Below are 16,058 nucleotides of genomic sequence, written 5' to 3'. Positions count from 1 at the left end.
TCTAGCGCTCCGGATGCCCGGCGATGTCGAACGCCTGCGGCAGCGTGAAGGCCCCGGCGTAGAGGGCCTTGCCCACGATCGTGCCTTCCAGACCCAGCGGCACGAGCTCCCGCAGGGCGGCCAGGTCATCCAGGGACGAGATCCCGCCGGAGGCGACAACGGGCCGTTCCGTGCGCGTGAGGACCTCGCGCAGCAGTTCCAGGTTGGGCCCGCGCAGCGTGCCGTCCTTGGTGACGTCGGTGACCACATACCGCGGGCAGCCGGCGTCCTCGAGGCGGGCCAGGACCTCCCAGAGGTCTCCGCCGTCCTTGGTCCAGCCGCGGGCGGCCAGCGTGGTGCCCCGCACGTCGAGTCCGACGGCGATGGCCTCGCCGTAGCGGGCGATCGCACTGGCGGTCCATTCCGGGTTTTCCAGGGCTGCGGTGCCCAGGTTGACGCGGCTGGCTCCCAGCTCCAAGGCCATGTCCAGGGAGGCGTCGTCGCGGATGCCGCCGGAGAGCTCCACCTTGATGTCCAGCTGTTCCACCACGCGCTTGAGCAGCGGGAGGTTGGAGCCGCGGCCGAAGGCTGCGTCCAGGTCCACGAGGTGAACCCAGGCCGCGCCGTCGTTCTGCCAGGCCATGGCGGCGTCCAGCGGGTCGCCGTAGCTGGTTTCGCTGCCGGCCTCACCCTGGACCAGGCGCACGGCCTGGCCGTCTGCGATGTCCACGGCGGGCAGCAGCTCAAGGACGGGAGTTTCAACAAGTGACATGGTTCTGCTTTCCGTGGGGAGGTTTGTCCGGATGATGCGGTGCCGGAGGGCGGATCAGGAACGGGCGGCTCAGGAGCCGCTGTCGATCAGGAGGTAGGCGCCGAGCAGGGACATGCCCGCAAGGATCCAGAAGAGAACGACGATGATTTTGGACATGCCCTGGCTGCGGAAGGAGATGGCGCCGCCGATCAGCAGCCCGGCCAGACCCATGAGAAGAAGACTCCACATCGCCCTAGCCCAGCGTCTTCAGCCAGTTTTCCAGCAATGCCGCACCGGCATCACCGGACTTTTCCGGATGGAACTGGGTGGCTGTCAGCGGACCGTTTTCCACCGCGGCGACAAAGCGGCTGCCATGTTCGGCCCAGGTGACCTGGGGTGCGCGCATGGCGGGCTGGGTGACATCGAAGTCCCATTTCTGCACACCGTAGCTGTGCACAAAGTAGAAGCGTTCATCCTCGATGCCGGCGAACAGCTGTGAGCCCTCCGGCGGCTGGACGGTGTTCCAGCCCATGTGCGGAACAACATCAGCCTTGAGGCGCTCGACGACGCCGGGCCACTCCCCCATTCCGGGGGTGCTGACACCGTGTTCCACGCCCTCGTCGAAGAGGACCTGCAGTCCGACGCAGATGCCCATGACGGGGCGTCCGCCGGCAACGCGGCGGCCGATCAGGCGCAGGGCGTCCACTTCCTTGAGCCCCTGCATGACGGCCGCGAAGGCGCCGACACCGGGGACCAGGAGCCCGTCGGCGTTGAGCACGTCATCGGATTTGGAGCTGAGGGTGACGTTGGCGCCGACGTGCTCGAGGGCCCGGACGGCGGAGCGGATGTTCCCGGACCCGTAGTCGAGGACCGTCACGTTGCGCGCCGTCACAGGGCACCCTTCGTGGAGGGGATGCCCTCAACGCGGGGATCGGGTTCGACGGCGGCGCGCAGCGCACGGGCAAAGGCCTTGAACTGGGCCTCCACGATGTGGTGCGGATCCCGGCCGCCGAGCACCGTCATGTGCAGGCAGATCTGGGCGTGGAGGGTGATGGCCTCGAAGACGTGGCGGGTCAGCGACCCGGTGAAGTGTCCGCCGATCAGGTGGTATTCCTGCCCCGCCGGTTCACCGGAATGCACCAGATAGGGCCGCCCGGAGATGTCGACGACGGCGTTGGCCAGGGCCTCGTCCAGGGGAATGGTGGCCTCGCCGAAGCGGCGGATTCCTGCCTTGTTGCCCAGGGCGATCTTGAGCGCCTCACCGATGCTGATGGCAATGTCCTCGACGGTGTGGTGCACATCGATGTGGGTGTCACCCGTGGCCTGGACCGTGAGGTCGATCAGGGAGTGCTTGGCCAGGGCCGTCAGCATGTGGTCGTAGAACGGCACCGAGGTGCTGATGTTGGACTGGCCGGTTCCGTCCAGGTCCAGCTCCACAACCACTGACGATTCACTGGTCACCCGTTCCAGGCGTGCGGTGCGTCCGGTGGTGGTCTCCACGGTCATGGTTTTCCTTTGAAAGAAGGTGGTCTCTGCTAACAGTTTAGTGTCTGTCGGTGTCTGCGGCTTGGTCTCCGCCGGCCGCGGACCGGCCGGCGCCGGTGCCGCCGCCGTGCCGCTGCCTGTGGCCTAGCGGATGCCGGCTGCCAGGAGCTCGCGCAGCCGGGCCAGGAAAACGCTGGTTTCCGCTTCGGTGCCGGCCGTGACGCGCAGATGGCCGGGGATGCCGACGTCGCGCACCAGCACGCCCGCCTCCAGCAGCCCCTCCCACAGTGCGTGCGGGTTTTCCACACCTCCGAAGAAGACAAAGTTGGCGTCGGACGGCGCAGGCTTCAGGCCCAGGCTGAGCAGCTCGGCGACAATGCGGTCCCGCTGGACCTTGATGGCTTCGACGTTGGCCAGCAGCGCTTCCGCGTGTTCCAGTGCGGCATTGGCAGTGGCCTGCGTGATGGCCGAGAGGTGGTAGGGCAGCCGCACGAGGCGCAGGGCGTCGGTGACTTCGGGTGCCGCGGCCATGTAGCCGACCCGGGCTCCGGCCAGCGCGAAGGCCTTGCTCATGGTGCGGGAGATGATCAGCCGTTCGCGGCCGGGCAGCAGCTGCAGGGCGCTGGGGGTGCCGGCGTGGAAGAACTCCCCGTAGGCCTCGTCCACAATCACTATGGCCTGTGACGCGGCGCCCGCCTCGTACACGGCTTCCACCACCTCGAGCGGCAGCGCAGTGCCGGTGGGGTTGTTCGGCGTGCAGAGGAAGACGATATTCGGGGCCTGCTCGCGGACCTGTTCCGCTGCGGCTTCCGGGGTCAGCGTGAAATCGCCGCTGCGGACGCCCGTGACATAGCGGGTGCCGGTGCCGCTGGCCAGCAGCGGATACATGGAATAGGTGGGCGGGAAGCTCATGGCGGTCCGGCCCGGGCCGCCGAAGGCCTGGAGGATCTGTTGCAGGACCTCGTTGGAGCCGTTGCCGGCCCAGATGTTCTCCGGGCTCAGTCCGTGGCCGAGATAGCCGGCAAGCCGCTCGCGAAGTTCAGTGAATTCCCGGTCCGGATAACGGTTCAGTCCGGCCACCGCCCGCTCAACGGAAGCTACGATCGCCTTCCGCACCTGGTCGGGCAGCCCGTGGGTGTTCTCGTTGACGTTGAGCAGGATGGGCACGTCCAGCTGCGGCGCACCGTAGGGTGTCAGTCCTCGGAGATCCTCGCGCAGGGGAAGTCGGTTCAGTCTTTCCAGCTGTTCAGTCACCTGTACAGCTTAAGACTCGAAGGCGGGGCGGGAAGAATCCCTCCGGCCGGGCAGGCGGGTTGTTACGCCCCGAGTTGCGCTGTTTGTAATGGCGCCGTGTGTGATTGCGCCGCTTGGGATAGCGCCGTGTGTCATTGCGCCGCGCCGCCGGCACATCAACTTGCGATTGCACCGTTTGTGTTTGTGCAGCGCCGTGGCGCCTCAGCGCTGGGTGGGAATGAACAGCTGCACGCCGACCGGAACCCGGTCATCGGAAAGGTTGTTCAGCTCCATGATCTCCGCGACCACATCGCGGGGATCGCGGTCGGGAGCAAATTCCTCGGCCAAGGCCCACAAAGAATCACCGGCACCGACGCTCACCTGCACGGTCTGCGTAACGTCGGGCGCCCCGCCCGAGGAGGCCATGGCGGGAGCCGTGAAGAATCCCAGGACCGTGAGTGCGGCAGCCGCGGTCAGCATCAGGGGAAGGCCGATAAATACCAGCCGGCCGCGGCGCGTCAGCCGCAGTTGCCGCCGCTCGGCGGGCACCGGCACAGCGGCCGGATTGGTGGACCCGGCAACGGGCCTCGGCGCTGAGGCCCGGGCGGCCGTCAGCTGAGGTCGGGCCGGGGCGGAGATGAAACGTGAGATGGGGTTTGACAGGTGTATCTGGGCGGGCATTTCAGCACCTTTCCGGTTCGATGGCCGCAGGAAATAACCGAAGCCATATTCGAACGATTGGAAGCTATCAGACATCTTTGGACTCCGGCGCGCTGCCATCATCGAAAGTATGTTCGATTCTTGTGAACTCATTTCTAGCACCTATCTACTAACAAAGTCGAGACTCGCTCGAACAAATGTTTGAAAACGTTGCTCCGCTCGCCTAGCGTTGAGCATGAGGAAGAGGTTCATCCGGTTCCGTCCGGACCGAAGCCGGAGCGCGGGCTCCGCAGCGGTTCGTACAGGACCACTGAATCAGCTGCCTCTGACATAACCGCCGGCACGGCTTGCACAGCGTTCCAACCCCGACATTCACCCGACCAGCTCCGGCACCGACCGGACCAGCTGACCCCGAAGGGAACCCCACGTGGCCCGCAGGACTGCTTCCGAAGACAGCACCAACCAGCCAGCGGCAACCGGCTCCCGTGCGCGTGCGAAAGGTCTGACTCCGCGGCAGAAGACCGTCCTGGAGATGATCCAGCGTTCCGTCAGCACCAACGGTTATCCGCCCACCATGCGGGAAATCGGAGACACCGTGGGGCTGGCAAGCCTTTCCAGCGTGACCCATCAGCTCATGCAGCTGGAGAAGCTCGGCTACATCCGCCGCGACCCCAAGCGCCCCCGCGCCATGGAAATCCTGATTCCGCTAATGCTGCGGGACGGGAAGGCCGTCGCTCCGGGCGAGGACTCAGCCGGTTCCCCGGCCGAGTCTGCGCCGGCAGCCGCCGGCTCCCGCACCGGCGAAGACGGCGCCGGCGACAAAGCAGGCTCGGCTGCCGGAATGGCCACGGTCACCGAGCTGTCGACCTCCGTTGACACGGCCATGGTGCCGCTGGTGGGCCGCATCGCCGCCGGCGGTCCGATCCTCGCTGAACAGGTTGTCGAGGACATCATGCCGCTGCCCCGCCAGCTGGTGGGTCACGGAGACCTGTTCATGCTCAGGGTCTCGGGCGACTCCATGGTCGACGCCGCGATTTGCGACGGTGACTGGGTGGTTGTCCGCCGGCAGCCCACGGCTGAGAACGGCGACATCGTTGCCGCCCTGCTGGATGACGAAGCCACGGTCAAGACCTTCCGGCAGCGCAACGGCCACACCTGGCTGCTGCCGCAGAACACGCGCTATGAGCCCATCGTGGGCGACCATGCAGTCATCATGGGCAAGGTTGTCTCGGTGATGCGCTCGCTCTAGCGGGCCCCGCACACAGCAGCGGTCCCCGGGGCGGGATTCCACGGGTGCTCTCCCGCGAGGGCTGGAGCGGATAACGGGTGGAGTAACGCGGAAAGGGCGGTCGGAGTTATCTCCGACCGCCCTTTCCGTTCAGTGGTGCCGGCGCTACTTCCGCGCAGGGGCCTTCTCCGCAGCCGCCGACTGCTCGGCGAGCCGTCCCAGGACCGAGAGCACCACAGAGCGGTCAGTCGTGGACCAGAACGGCGGCAGGGCTGCCTTCAGGAAGCTGCCGTAGCGGGCCGTGGCCAAGCGGGAGTCCAGGATGGCCACCACACCGCGGTCCCCCGCGGCACGGATCAGACGGCCGGCACCCTGCGCCAGCCGGACGGCCGCGTGGGTCGCGGCAACTGACATGAAGCCGTTGCCGCCGGCCTTGGCCACTGCGCGGGTGCGCGCGGTCATCAGCGGGTCATCCGGACGCGGGAACGGTATGCGGTCAATCAGCACCAGCCTGCAGGCGGCACCCGGCACGTCAACGCCCTGCCACAGCGACATGGTGCCAAACAGGCAGGTGTCGGGTTCCTCGGAGAACTGCTTGACGAGCGAGGACATCGAGGACTCCCCCTGGCACAGGATCGGGAAATCCACCCGGGTGCGCATCGCGTCGGCGGCCTCCTCGGCCGCCCGGCGCGAGGAGAACAGTCCCAGTGCTCCGCCGTTCGAGGCCTTCAGAAGCGCCTCGATTTCATCCAGCTGCGCCTCCGAGGTGCCGCGCTCGGGCTTGGGCAGGTCCTTCGCCACGTACAGCACGCCCTGCCGCGGATAGTCGAACGGACTGCCGACGTCGGTCCCCGTCCACGACGGCGCGCCCGGCCCCAGGAGCCCCAGAGCGCCGGCCACAGGGCCAAATTCGGATCCGATGGCAAGGGTCGCCGAGGTCAGGACCACGGTGTGGCCGTCGAACAGCCCTTCACGCAGCCGGCCGGCGACCGACAGCGGGGCCACGTTCAGGGTGGCGGGAGCGGTCTCATCCGGGGGCGAGTAGCCGCCCGACGGCGAGAAGGAGCTGGGCCGCGAAGCCCAGATCACCTCACCGGCCGAGGGAGCACCCAGCAGCCGCTCACAGAGCGACAGCACGGCCATCAGCCGCGACCGCGCGGTCTGGCGTCCGCCGTCGGCGGTTTCCCCGGGCTCGGGCTTGGAGTCGGAGAGCGCCACCCGGCAGGCTTCCCGGACCCGGCCCACTGCCTGCTCCTGCTCCTCGTTCAATCCGGCGGCGAGCAGGCCCGAGGGCACGTTCTCCATAGATTTCTCAAAGGCTCGGGACGCTTGGGCCAGTTCCTCCACGGAAGCGGAGGTGTGCTTGCGGGCGGCAGTCACCGCTGCGGAGATCACGGTTCCGGACAACTGTCCGGTGACCGCGCCGGTCACCCGGTCCTGCAGCTCGTGGGCTTCATCGATGACCACCACGTCATAGTCCGGCAGCACGGCCAGCCCTTCGAAGGCCGCGATGGCGAGCATGGCGTGGTTGGTGATGACGACGTCGGCCACAGCCGCCTGGGCGCGTGCGCGCTCGCTGAAGCATTCGGCGGCCACGGGGCATTTCTGCGCGCCCAGGCACTCCATCGAGGTCACCGAGACCTGGCGCCAGGATTTGTCGCTGACTCCCGGAATCAGGTCGTCGCGGTCGCCGGTGTCGGTTTCCTCGGCCCATTCGCGCAGCCGCACCACCTCGCGTCCCATCGCCGAGGTGGGTGCCGGTGCCGGATGTCCCACCGCGCGGTCCTCTCCCATGGTGAACAGGGCGCCGGCGGGGTCCTCCTCTTCCGGAAATCCCCCGCCGGTTTTGTGCAGGCAGACGTAGTTGCTGCGGCCCTTGAGCAGCGCGACGTCGACCTCGCGCGGCAGGTTGGGCTTGAGCGTCTTGAGCAGCCGCGGCAGGTCGCGGCCCACGATCTGGGACTGCAGCGCCAGTGTGGCAGTGGAGACCAGCGTGGGCTTGGTGCTTTCCAGCGCATGATGAATCAGCGGCACCAGGTAGGCCAGCGACTTGCCGGTGCCGGTGCCCGCCTGAACCAGCAGATGCTGTTTCTCGTCGATCGCGTGCGTGACCTGGCGGGCCATTTCATGCTGGCCCGGGCGGTTTTGTCCGCCCATGCCAGCGACGGCGGTGTCCAGCAGTTCCAGGACTTCGCCGGTGGTGTCTTTACTCATGGGTGACGAACGGCTCCAGTTCAGCGGCCAGGCCCTCGCGGACCATCACGTGCAGGCGGGTGCCTGCTTCGGAGTGCTCCACCGACAGGATTTCGGTGTCCGAGCTGTGCAGCCGGGAGACGATCTCGCCGCGCTCGTACGGAACCAGCAGCTGCAGATCCACCCCGGGGCGGGGAATGCCCTCGGAGATGGCCTGCATCAGCTCGTCGATGCCTTCGCCGGTCCGGGCGGACACCACCACGTGGCGCCGCTCCTTTTGCCGGAGCCGTTCCAGCACAAACGGATCCGCGGCATCGGCCTTGTTCAGCACGATGATCTCGGGCACCTTGCGGGCGTCCACATCCGTCAGCACCGTGCGCACTGCGGCGATCTGGCCCTCGGGATCCGGATGCGAGGCGTCCACCACATGGAGGATCAGGTCAGCATCCGCGACTTCCTCCAGGGTGGACCGGAAGGCTTCCACCAGCTGGGTCGGCAGGGACCGCACAAAGCCGACGGTGTCGGCGAGCGTGTACCCGATGCCGTCTTCGGTTTGTGCCTTGCGGATGGTCGGGTCCAGGGTGGCGAACAGGGCGTTCTCCACCAGGACTCCGGCATCGGTGAGCCGGTTGAGCAGCGAGGACTTGCCGGCGTTGGTGTAGCCGGCGATGGCCACCGAGGGAACCTGGTTGCGGTGCCGGTTGGCGCGCTTGGTTTCCCGGGCGGGCTTCATGGCCGCAATTTCGCGGCGCAGTTTGGCCATCCGGGTGCGGATCTTCCGGCGGTCCAGTTCGATCTTGGTTTCACCGGGACCGCGTGAGCCCATGCCGGCGCTGGCGCTGCCCACCTGGCCGCCGGCCTGGCGGGACATGGATTCGCCCCAGCCGCGCAGGCGCGGCAGCAGGTATTCGAGCTGTGCCAGCTCCACCTGGGCCTTGCCCTCGCGGGACTTGGCGTGCTGGGCGAAGATGTCCAGGATCAGCGCCGTGCGGTCGATGACCTTGACCTTGACGATGTCTTCAAGGCCGCGGCGCTGCGACGGTGCAAGTTCGCTGTCGACAATGACAGTGTCGGCGCCGGTGGCGGCGACGATGTCCTTGAGCTCCTGGGCCTTGCCCGAACCCAGGAACGTCCCCGGATCCGGCTTCAGCCGGCGCTGGATGATGCCGTCGAGCACCTCGGAGCCCGCCGTCTCGGCCAGTGCCGCCAGCTCCTGCAGCGAGTTTTCGGCGTCCTCCGCCGTTCCCTCGCTCCACAGGCCGGCCAGCACCACGCGCTCCAGGCGCAGCTGCCGGTATTCAACCTCGGTAACGTCCTCGAGTTCGGTCGACAGGCCGGCCACGCGCCGCAGTGCGTGGCGGTCGGCCAGGTCTTCCTGGTCGCCGTCGTGCGTGGAATGCCCGACGTCCCGGGACAGAGCCTGTGCCCTGCCGCGCCGGGCCTCGCCGGCGGGCGCTTTGGCCTCAGCGGCGCTCTCCTTGGCGAGGATCCTGTCAATGACCCCCTGGATGTCCTCCGGGCTCAGCTCCGTGTTGGGCTGGGCGGAATCGGACGTGCCAGGGCGGGAATTGTTGATCGTCATAATCTCCTTATAAGCCGTGTTCTCCATGGTAAGTCAGTGCACGGACATTTGGGCGCGTGATCTTTCGCCGGTGCATCCGGTTTTCGCTGCCTGCCGCAGACCCACTAATCTGGTTTGTTATGGGTTCAGACCATTACTTCAGTTCACAGCCCTCGGGCCCCGAGGTCCGCAGGCCGCTCCGTGTCACTCTCGGCGGCCTCGACCGTACGCTCGTGACCTCCGGCGGGATCTTCAGTCCCGATGCCATCGACAAGGGAACCGTGGTCCTCCTGGACGAGGTTCCCGATCCTTCCCCCGCCGGCAACTTGCTGGATATCGGCTGCGGCTGGGGTCCTATCGCGCTCACCATGGCGCTGAAGTCCCCCGCGGCGCGGGTGTTCGCCGTGGACGTCAACGAACGCTGCCTGGCCCTGACCCGCGACAATGCCGCCGCTCTGGGCCTGGCCAACGTCACTGCATCCCGTCCGGAAGAGGTCGATCCGGACCTGAGGTTTGACACCATCTGGTCCAATCCGCCCATCCGCATCGGCAAGGACGAGCTGCATGCCCTGCTGCTGCTATGGCTTCCGCGTCTGGCTCCCGAAGGAACCGCGTGGCTGGTGGTGCAGAAAAACCTGGGCGCCGATTCGCTGCAGAAGTGGATCGCCGACCAGTTGGGCGCCGGCTATTCCGTCTCCCGCCACAGCACTGCCAAGTCCTTCCGGATCCTCAAGGTTCAGCGCAAACCCTAAGACGGCCGGATGCCGGCCATCCGCCGGGAGTAACTCCCATGACCGCTACAACCGCGGCCCGGAACGCTTTATTCCGGGGCGCGGTTCCAGCTGCGCCCCGGAATAAAGCGGTGCCCGCTAGAGCAGCGTGCCGCGCGCCACGAGGACTGCCGGCCCGCTGAGTTCCACGTGTTCGCGGCCGTCCTCGGCGGTCAGGAAGCGGACGCCGACGACGCCGCCGGGCACCGTGACCGCCCATTCGTTCGGGGCGTCCCGGCCGGCCCAGAACCGGGTGGCGACGGCGGCGGCGCAGGCCCCGGTGCCGCAGGAGAGGGTCTCCCCCACGCCGCGTTCATGCACGCGCATGGTCAGCAGGCCCACGCCGTCCACGACCAGCGGATCGGCGGGCACCACGAATTCCACGTTGGTGCCGTGCTCCGGTTCCGGCTGCACCGACGGTGCGGCGGCGAGGCTGGTGGCCGCGAGTTCGGTCAGTTCGGCCAGCGCCACCACGGTGTGCGGATTGCCCATGCTGACGGACAGTCCGGGGCGGGGAACCTCCAGGCCGTCGGCGTTGACCACGGCATCCATGGCCTTGGCGGCGGCGGAATCGGGGTCAAGGAACTCCCACGGGCCCATGTCAACGGCGTAGCCGCTGTCCACCCGGGTGACGGTCTTGGTGCCGGCGCGGGTCCCGATGGTCAGGGTCTCCCCCTCGCCCAGCTCGACAAGGCCCTCGGCGAGCAGGAAATGCACAAACACCCGGACGCCGTTGCCGCACATCTCCGACACGCTGCCGTCCGAATTGCGGTAATCCATGAACCATTCAGCCGTGAGGTCGCTCTGCAGCACGGCCTGGCCCTCGGGCAGCTGGGCCGAGCGGATCGCCCGGATGAAGCCGTCGGCGCCGATGCCGCGGTGCCGGTCGCACAGCGCGGCCACTTCGGCGGCGGTAAGGTCGCGCTCCCCGCCGGGGTCGGCCACCAGGACAAAGTCATTGCCGGTGCCGTGGCCTTTGGCGAAGGGAAGGCCGGCCAGGGAGGCGGGCAGGCCGGAATCGGATAACCCGGAATCGGACAAGGGGGCTGAGAGCTCTGTGTTCACTGTTCAAGGATAGCGGCGGCGGCCCGGGCGGTCAGTTCGGGGTCGTCCCAGTCCAGCCAGGTGATCCGCGGATCGGCCCGGAACCAGGTCAGCTGGCGGCGGGCAAACTGCCGGGTGGCCACCACCGTCTGTTCCGCGGCCTGCTCCACGGTGGATTCGCCGTCGAGCACCTGCAGGAACTGCGAATAGCCCAGGGCCCGCCCGGCCGTCCTGCCTTCCCGCAGTCCGCGGGCCGCCAGGGCTTCCACTTCGGCGAGCAGGCCCTGCTCAACCATCCTGTCCACGCGGGCGGCCAGCCGCCGGTGCAGCAGGCTGCGTTCCACGCTCAAGCCCACCTGCACCGCGGGCTGGAAGTACTCTCGGGTGGGCATGAAGGAGCTGAACGGCCGTCCGGTGAGCCGATGGACTTCCAGGGCGCGGACCACGCGCCGGCCGTCGCCGAGCCGGTCGGCGGACACCGGATCCACCTCCCGCAGCCGCAGGCGCAGTGCTTCCAGGCCGTCGGCAGCGAGCTCCCGCTCGAGGTCGGCCCGGAGCAGCGGATCGGTGCCGGGAAATTCCAGGACATCCAGGGCGGCCCTGACGTACAGGCCGGACCCGCCCACCAGGATCGGATAGCGGCCGCGGGATCGAATGTCAGCAATCAGGGCGCGGGCCTGCGCCTGGAAGGCCGAGACGCTCGCTTCCTCGGTCACGTCCATGATGTCCAGCAAGTGGTGCGGGACGCCGCGGCGCTCGGCCACGCTGATTTTCGCGGTGCCGATGTCCATGCCCCGGTAGAACTGCATGGCGTCGGCGTTGATCACTTCACCGCCGAGTTCCAGGGCCAGGGCGACACCCAGATCGGACTTGCCGGAGCCGGTGGGCCCGACGACGGCGACCACCGGACGCGTGCGGGCGCCGTCGTCGGCTGCGTGCTCGCTGCGGGCGCCGTCGTCGGGCGCGGCGGGGCCGGAAGGCAGGGTGCTCATCCGGGGACTAGGAGCGCGGAGGCAGCGTCGGCATGCCCAGCGAGACGCCGGGTTTTCCGCCGGCGGTCCCGGGTGCGGGGACGCCGCAGGAATCGGCCTGCGACCGGTCCCAGGCATCTCCGGCGCGCGAGCGGCGCAGGGCGTAATCCGCGGCTGAAGCCGGATCCGAAACCAGATGGAAGGAGGCCGCTGAGGTGATCGGCACGGTGACCAGGTCACCCGGGCGCGGCACCGGGCTGCCCTCGGGGACGGAGAAATGCACCAGGCGCTGGTCCCGGGAACGTCCGGACAGGCGGCCGGTCTCGTCGGACTTGCGGCCCGATCCCGCAGTGACCATTACCTCCACGGTGGTGCCCACCTGTTTGGCGTTCTCTTCGGCCGCGATGCGGTCCTGCAGGGCGGTCAGGCGTTCGAAGCGTTCCTGGACCACTTCCTTGGGCAGCTGGTCCGGCAGCTCCGCGGCGGGTGTGCCGGGGCGCTTGGAATACTGGAAGGTGAAGGCGGTGGCGAAGCGGGACCGTTCCACGACGTCGAGCGTTGCGGCGAAGTCCTCCTCCGTTTCGCCCGGGAACCCCACGATGATGTCGGTGGAGATGGCGGCATGCGGCATGCGCTCGCGGACGCTGTCCAGGATGCCCAGGAACTTCTTGGACCGGTAGGAGCGGCGCATGTCCTTGAGGACCTTGTCGGAGCCGGACTGCAGCGGCATGTGCAGCTGCGGCATCACGTTCGGCGTTTCAGCCATCGCGTCGATCACGTCCTGGGTGAACGCAGCGGGATGCGGGCTGGTGAAGCGCACCCGTTCCAGGCCTTCGATGTCGCCGCAGGCGCGCAGCAGCTTGGCGAACGCCCCGCGGTCTCCGAACTCCACCCCGTAGGAATTCACGTTCTGTCCCAGCAGCGTGACTTCGATGGCGCCGTCGTCGACCAGTGCGGAGATCTCGGCGAGGATGTCGCCGGGCCGGCGGTCGCGTTCCTTGCCCCGGAGCGCCGGAACGATGCAGAACGTGCAGGTGTTGTTGCAGCCCACGGAGATGGAAACCCAGCCCGCGTAGACGGAGTCGCGCCGGGTGGGCAGCGTGGAGGGGAAAACGTCGAGGGATTCCAGGATTTCCAGCTGCGCCTCGTTGTTGTGGCGGGCCCGCTCCAGCAGGGCCGGCAGCGAGCCAATGTTGTGCGTGCCGAAGACGGCGTCAACCCAGGGTGCCTTCCGCTGGATGGTGTCGCGGTCCTTCTGCGCCAGGCATCCGCCCACCGCAATCTGCATGCCGGGGCGTGTTTCCTTCACATGGGCGAGCATGCCCAGGTTCCCGTAGAGCTTGTTGTCAGCGTTCTCGCGCACCGCGCAGGTATTGAAGACGACGACGTCGGCCTCGTCACCGGGGGCGGGCACGTAACCGGCGTTTTCCAGCAGGCCGGAAATGCGCTCCGAATCGTGGACGTTCATTTGGCAGCCGAAGGTCCGGACCTGGTAGGTGCGCGGGTGCTGCAGATGCTCAGCGGGGGACGGGGAAGATACAGTCAAGCTCACATTCCTAGGGTACCTGCCGCGGGGCGGGGCGGCTGGCCGCGGCTCCAATCCACGAAAGTACCGAAACGCGCCGGACGGAATTCTCCTTCCGGCGCTTCCGGCGGCCGCTAGGAGGATGCCGGCGTGACCGCATCCTCGCGGCTGGTTTTCCAGGCTTTCCGGAAACCGTCGGCGATGTCCCACAGGCCGATAATCAGCACCCCGGCCGCAGTGACACCGGCGATCCAGGTGCCCGCATTCGCACCCCAGTCCACGGCGGACAGGAATGACCAGTCAAAGACCTGGCCGGTCGCCAGCAGCCACAGCGCCGGAACCATGAACAGCAGCGCCAGCCCGGTGTTGGCTGCGGCAAAGGCATATGTCCAGCGTCCGGCCACGTAGAGCACGACGGCGAAGACGGCCTCAAGGACCAGCACGGCGATGACGCAGGGCAGCCAGAAGTTCCAGAGGTGTTGCTGCAGCACAAGTACGGGCTCGCCCGCCAGGAACAGCAGCGATCCGACGCGCTGCCAGAGCAGGAGCCCGATGAAGAAGGCCGAGAGGACTACTGCGGCAATCGTGTCGCCCAGCGAGATCCGGTTGTGCCGCTGCATCGGCGGCAGCTTTTCCGGTGTCCACGGCTGCAGGCCCAGATCCTTGCGCCGGGTTCCGGTGCGCTCGATGATGGCAAACACGAGGGTGACAAAGAAGGCCAGTTGCATCAGTGCGTTGAGCGAGGCACTCAATGCGGCACCGAAGGCTGCCGCCGGATCACTCGGGTCGGTGGCCATCCGGACGACGACGGTAGCCACGAACGCCAGGGGCGCCACAATGAGGAGCAGCATTTTCAGCAGACGCCACCAGTCCAGGAAGAGGTCCGGGCCGATCAGGTACAGCGGGCGGTCGGCGTAGCGCGCGGCCAGCCGCCGCGGGTCTCCGAACTCGGACAATACGGTGTTCTCCGCGTCAGCGGGTGCCTGGCCGGCGCCGATCCGGGCGTCGACGGCGTCGGTGATCGAGGCACGCAACTCCCGGTCGATATCACCGCGCTGCTCATCGGGAATGGATTTGAGGGCTGCGAAGACATAGCGGTCAGTGAGGGTGCTCATCATCGTGTTCCTTCATTGAGCTGGCGGATGGAGGCATGAAGGTCGTCCCAGTCCTGCAGCAGCAGGTCCAGCATTTCCCTGCCCTGTGCGCTGGTCGTGTAGAACTTCCGCGGCCGAGCTTCCTCTGTGTTCCAGGAACTGGTCAGCAGGCCCTGCTTCTCCAGGCGGCGCAGCAACGGATAGAGCGTATTGGCCTCGACGGCAAACCCGGCCCGGTTCAGGGCCTCAAGGAGTCCGTAGCCGTAACCGGGGTGTTTGAGGATGGACAGGCAGGCCAGCACCACGGTTCCGCGGCGCAGTTCCTGGAGGTGTCCGCCCAGCAGTTCTTCGTCCATGACAAACACTATGGTGTGTGAAGCACACTATTGCAATAGGCCAGCCCCACAGAGTTTCACTTCATGCCCTCAGTCCTCCGCAGCCGACCCCGGACTCCCCCACATCAACCAGCAGGGGACCCCCGCCCCGACGCCAACCCCGCACTGACTCACCGATGGCTGAACCACGGATCCGGCCCCCCAGCCCGCACACTGGTTCCCACCGTCTGTTGCCGTCTGTGGCCTGGGTGGTCACAGGAGCCACACCCGTCACGCAGGGTGGGAACCAGTGCGAATATCAGGATTGAGTGCTTAGTACCAGTTGTTCGCGTAGTGGAAATTCAGTGCCGAGCAGGGGCTTCCGTAACGGGACTCGATGTAGTCCAGGCCCCAGTTGATCTGCGTCTTGTAGTTGGTGAGGTAGTCCGCGCCCGAGGAGGCCATCTTCTCGGCCGGAAGCGACTGGACGATGCCGTACGCGCCGCTGCTGGCGTTGGTGGCGCTGGTCTCCCAGTTGGATTCCTTCTCCCAGAGCGTGTTCAGGCAGGTCATTTCCGAGGCGGCCCATCCGTGGCCCGCAAGGGCAGACTGAGCATAGGCCTTGGCCCCGGCGGGATCATTCACGGGCACGGCGGCAGCGGCGGCCTCAGCAGCTGCCGTTTCTTCCGCGGCGCGTGATGCTGCGGCATCGGCTGCTGCCCTTGCCGCGGCTTCCTGCTCAGCGGCCGCACGGGCCTGCTCTTCGGCAGCCCTTGTTTCGGCAGCCCTTGTCTCGGCAGCCGAAGCCTCTTCAGCCGCCCGGGCGGCCGCCGCGGCGGCTTCCTCGGCAGCCTTTGTTTCGGCAGCTGAAGCCTCTTCAGCCGCCTTGGCCTCAGCGGCGGCAGCTTCCGAGTCCGCCTTTTCGCGGGCTTCGCGGTCCTCGTCGGCAGCTTCGGCAGCTTCGGGAGCTCCGGGAGCGTCGGCAGCCTCGAGAGCTTCCGACGGAGCCGGCGTCTCAGCCGGGGATTCGTCAGAGGTGGCGCCGTGAGTGGGCGATGTAAGGCTCACGAGGCTGGCGCGCAGCTGGTCATTCTGGACGGATGCACCGGCGACGCCGAAAAAGGCCAGCGAACCGGCGACGGCGACGGCACCGACGCGCAGGTTGCGGTTGCGGGAACGCCGGCGTTCCTGAGTGATTTCACGGCGTCCGGGAGCGTTCTTGTGGGGGGAAGTCATAGGACCGAGACCGT

16 protein-coding genes are annotated in these 16,058 nt (G+C 67.4%); 2 read left to right on the top strand and 14 right to left on the bottom strand.

Annotated features, from left to right (window positions below; translation table 11 throughout):
* Position 1: 1 nt before the first annotated feature.
* The 6 genes from priA to QNO08_RS05700 all read right to left on the bottom strand — a co-directional run bounded on the left by priA (position 2) and on the right by QNO08_RS05700 (position 4,129).
* A complete protein-coding gene (priA, locus tag QNO08_RS05725) occupies positions 2-751 on the bottom strand; it encodes a bifunctional 1-(5-phosphoribosyl)-5-((5-phosphoribosylamino)methylideneamino)imidazole-4-carboxamide isomerase/phosphoribosylanthranilate isomerase PriA (RefSeq protein WP_229967667.1) in 750 nt (249 codons plus the stop codon).
* A gap of 69 nt (positions 752-820) precedes the next feature.
* Positions 821-979 (bottom strand): CG2302 family histidine operon protein, encoded by a 159-nt coding sequence (locus QNO08_RS05720; protein WP_229967665.1) that lies wholly within the window; start codon positions 977-979, stop codon positions 821-823.
* A gap of 4 nt (positions 980-983) precedes the next feature.
* Positions 984-1,622, bottom strand: a complete 639-nt coding sequence (gene hisH, locus QNO08_RS05715) for an imidazole glycerol phosphate synthase subunit HisH (protein WP_229967663.1) — start codon at positions 1,620-1,622, stop codon at positions 984-986.
* The gene (gene hisB / locus QNO08_RS05710) at positions 1,619-2,236 is read right to left on the bottom strand and encodes an imidazoleglycerol-phosphate dehydratase HisB (protein ID WP_229967661.1); all 618 of its coding nucleotides are present in this window, start codon (positions 2,234-2,236) and stop codon (positions 1,619-1,621) included. Before hisB ends, hisH begins: the two co-directional genes overlap by 4 nt.
* Before the next feature lie 123 nt (positions 2,237-2,359).
* The gene (locus QNO08_RS05705) at positions 2,360-3,469 is read right to left on the bottom strand and encodes a histidinol-phosphate transaminase (protein WP_229967659.1); all 1,110 of its coding nucleotides are present in this window, start codon (positions 3,467-3,469) and stop codon (positions 2,360-2,362) included.
* Between the two features lie 201 nt (positions 3,470-3,670).
* Positions 3,671-4,129: a LysM peptidoglycan-binding domain-containing protein gene (locus tag QNO08_RS05700; RefSeq protein WP_229967657.1), complete on the bottom strand. Its 459-nt coding sequence runs from the start codon at positions 4,127-4,129 to the stop codon at positions 3,671-3,673.
* 406 nt (positions 4,130-4,535) lie between these two features.
* Here QNO08_RS05700 and lexA point away from each other — a divergent pair, with 406 nt between their 5' ends.
* A complete protein-coding gene (gene lexA, locus QNO08_RS05695) occupies positions 4,536-5,357 on the top strand; it encodes a transcriptional repressor LexA (RefSeq protein WP_442860541.1) in 822 nt (273 codons plus the stop codon).
* Between the two features lie 144 nt (positions 5,358-5,501).
* Here lexA and QNO08_RS05690 read toward each other — a convergent pair whose 3' ends face one another.
* Together QNO08_RS05690 and hflX are read right to left on the bottom strand one after the other, a co-directional pair.
* Positions 5,502-7,550 (bottom strand): ATP-dependent DNA helicase, encoded by a 2,049-nt coding sequence (locus QNO08_RS05690; RefSeq protein WP_229967655.1) that lies wholly within the window; start codon positions 7,548-7,550, stop codon positions 5,502-5,504.
* Positions 7,543-9,111, bottom strand: coding sequence for a GTPase HflX (hflX, locus tag QNO08_RS05685; RefSeq protein ID WP_229967653.1), 1,569 nt, complete (start codon positions 9,109-9,111; stop codon positions 7,543-7,545). Before hflX ends, QNO08_RS05690 begins: the two co-directional genes overlap by 8 nt.
* Before the next feature lie 119 nt (positions 9,112-9,230).
* Here hflX and QNO08_RS05680 point away from each other — a divergent pair, with 119 nt between their 5' ends.
* Positions 9,231-9,842, top strand: a complete 612-nt coding sequence (locus QNO08_RS05680) for a class I SAM-dependent methyltransferase (RefSeq protein WP_229967650.1) — start codon at positions 9,231-9,233, stop codon at positions 9,840-9,842.
* A 117-nt stretch (positions 9,843-9,959) separates the two neighbouring features.
* On the opposite strand, the gene dapF is transcribed toward QNO08_RS05680, so the two are convergent.
* The 6 genes from dapF to QNO08_RS05650 form a co-directional block, all read right to left on the bottom strand.
* Complete coding sequence (gene dapF / locus QNO08_RS05675; RefSeq protein WP_229967735.1) at positions 9,960-10,901, bottom strand: diaminopimelate epimerase; 942 nt, start codon at positions 10,899-10,901, stop codon at positions 9,960-9,962.
* A 20-nt stretch (positions 10,902-10,921) separates the two neighbouring features.
* Positions 10,922-11,896 (bottom strand): tRNA (adenosine(37)-N6)-dimethylallyltransferase MiaA, encoded by a 975-nt coding sequence (gene miaA / locus QNO08_RS05670; RefSeq protein ID WP_229967648.1) that lies wholly within the window; start codon positions 11,894-11,896, stop codon positions 10,922-10,924.
* A 7-nt stretch (positions 11,897-11,903) separates the two neighbouring features.
* Entirely contained in the window at positions 11,904-13,427 is a 1,524-nt protein-coding gene (gene miaB, locus QNO08_RS05665) for a tRNA (N6-isopentenyl adenosine(37)-C2)-methylthiotransferase MiaB (protein WP_284016071.1), read from the bottom strand.
* Positions 13,428-13,534: 107 nt separating this feature from the next.
* Positions 13,535-14,515 (bottom strand): permease prefix domain 1-containing protein, encoded by a 981-nt coding sequence (locus QNO08_RS05660; protein WP_229967647.1) that lies wholly within the window; start codon positions 14,513-14,515, stop codon positions 13,535-13,537.
* Positions 14,515-14,850: a PadR family transcriptional regulator gene (locus tag QNO08_RS05655; RefSeq protein WP_229967645.1), complete on the bottom strand. Its 336-nt coding sequence runs from the start codon at positions 14,848-14,850 to the stop codon at positions 14,515-14,517. Before QNO08_RS05655 ends, QNO08_RS05660 begins: the two co-directional genes overlap by 1 nt.
* Before the next feature lie 291 nt (positions 14,851-15,141).
* Positions 15,142-16,044 (bottom strand): aggregation-promoting factor C-terminal-like domain-containing protein, encoded by a 903-nt coding sequence (locus QNO08_RS05650; RefSeq protein WP_229967643.1) that lies wholly within the window; start codon positions 16,042-16,044, stop codon positions 15,142-15,144.
* Between the last annotated feature and the right edge of the window lie 14 nt (positions 16,045-16,058).

The organism is Arthrobacter sp. zg-Y820 (assembly GCF_030142155.1).
GTDB lineage: Bacteria > Actinomycetota > Actinomycetes > Actinomycetales > Micrococcaceae > Arthrobacter_B.
Note: the sequence above shows the minus strand (reverse complement) of the source record. Positions and strands in the feature narration are given on the sequence as shown.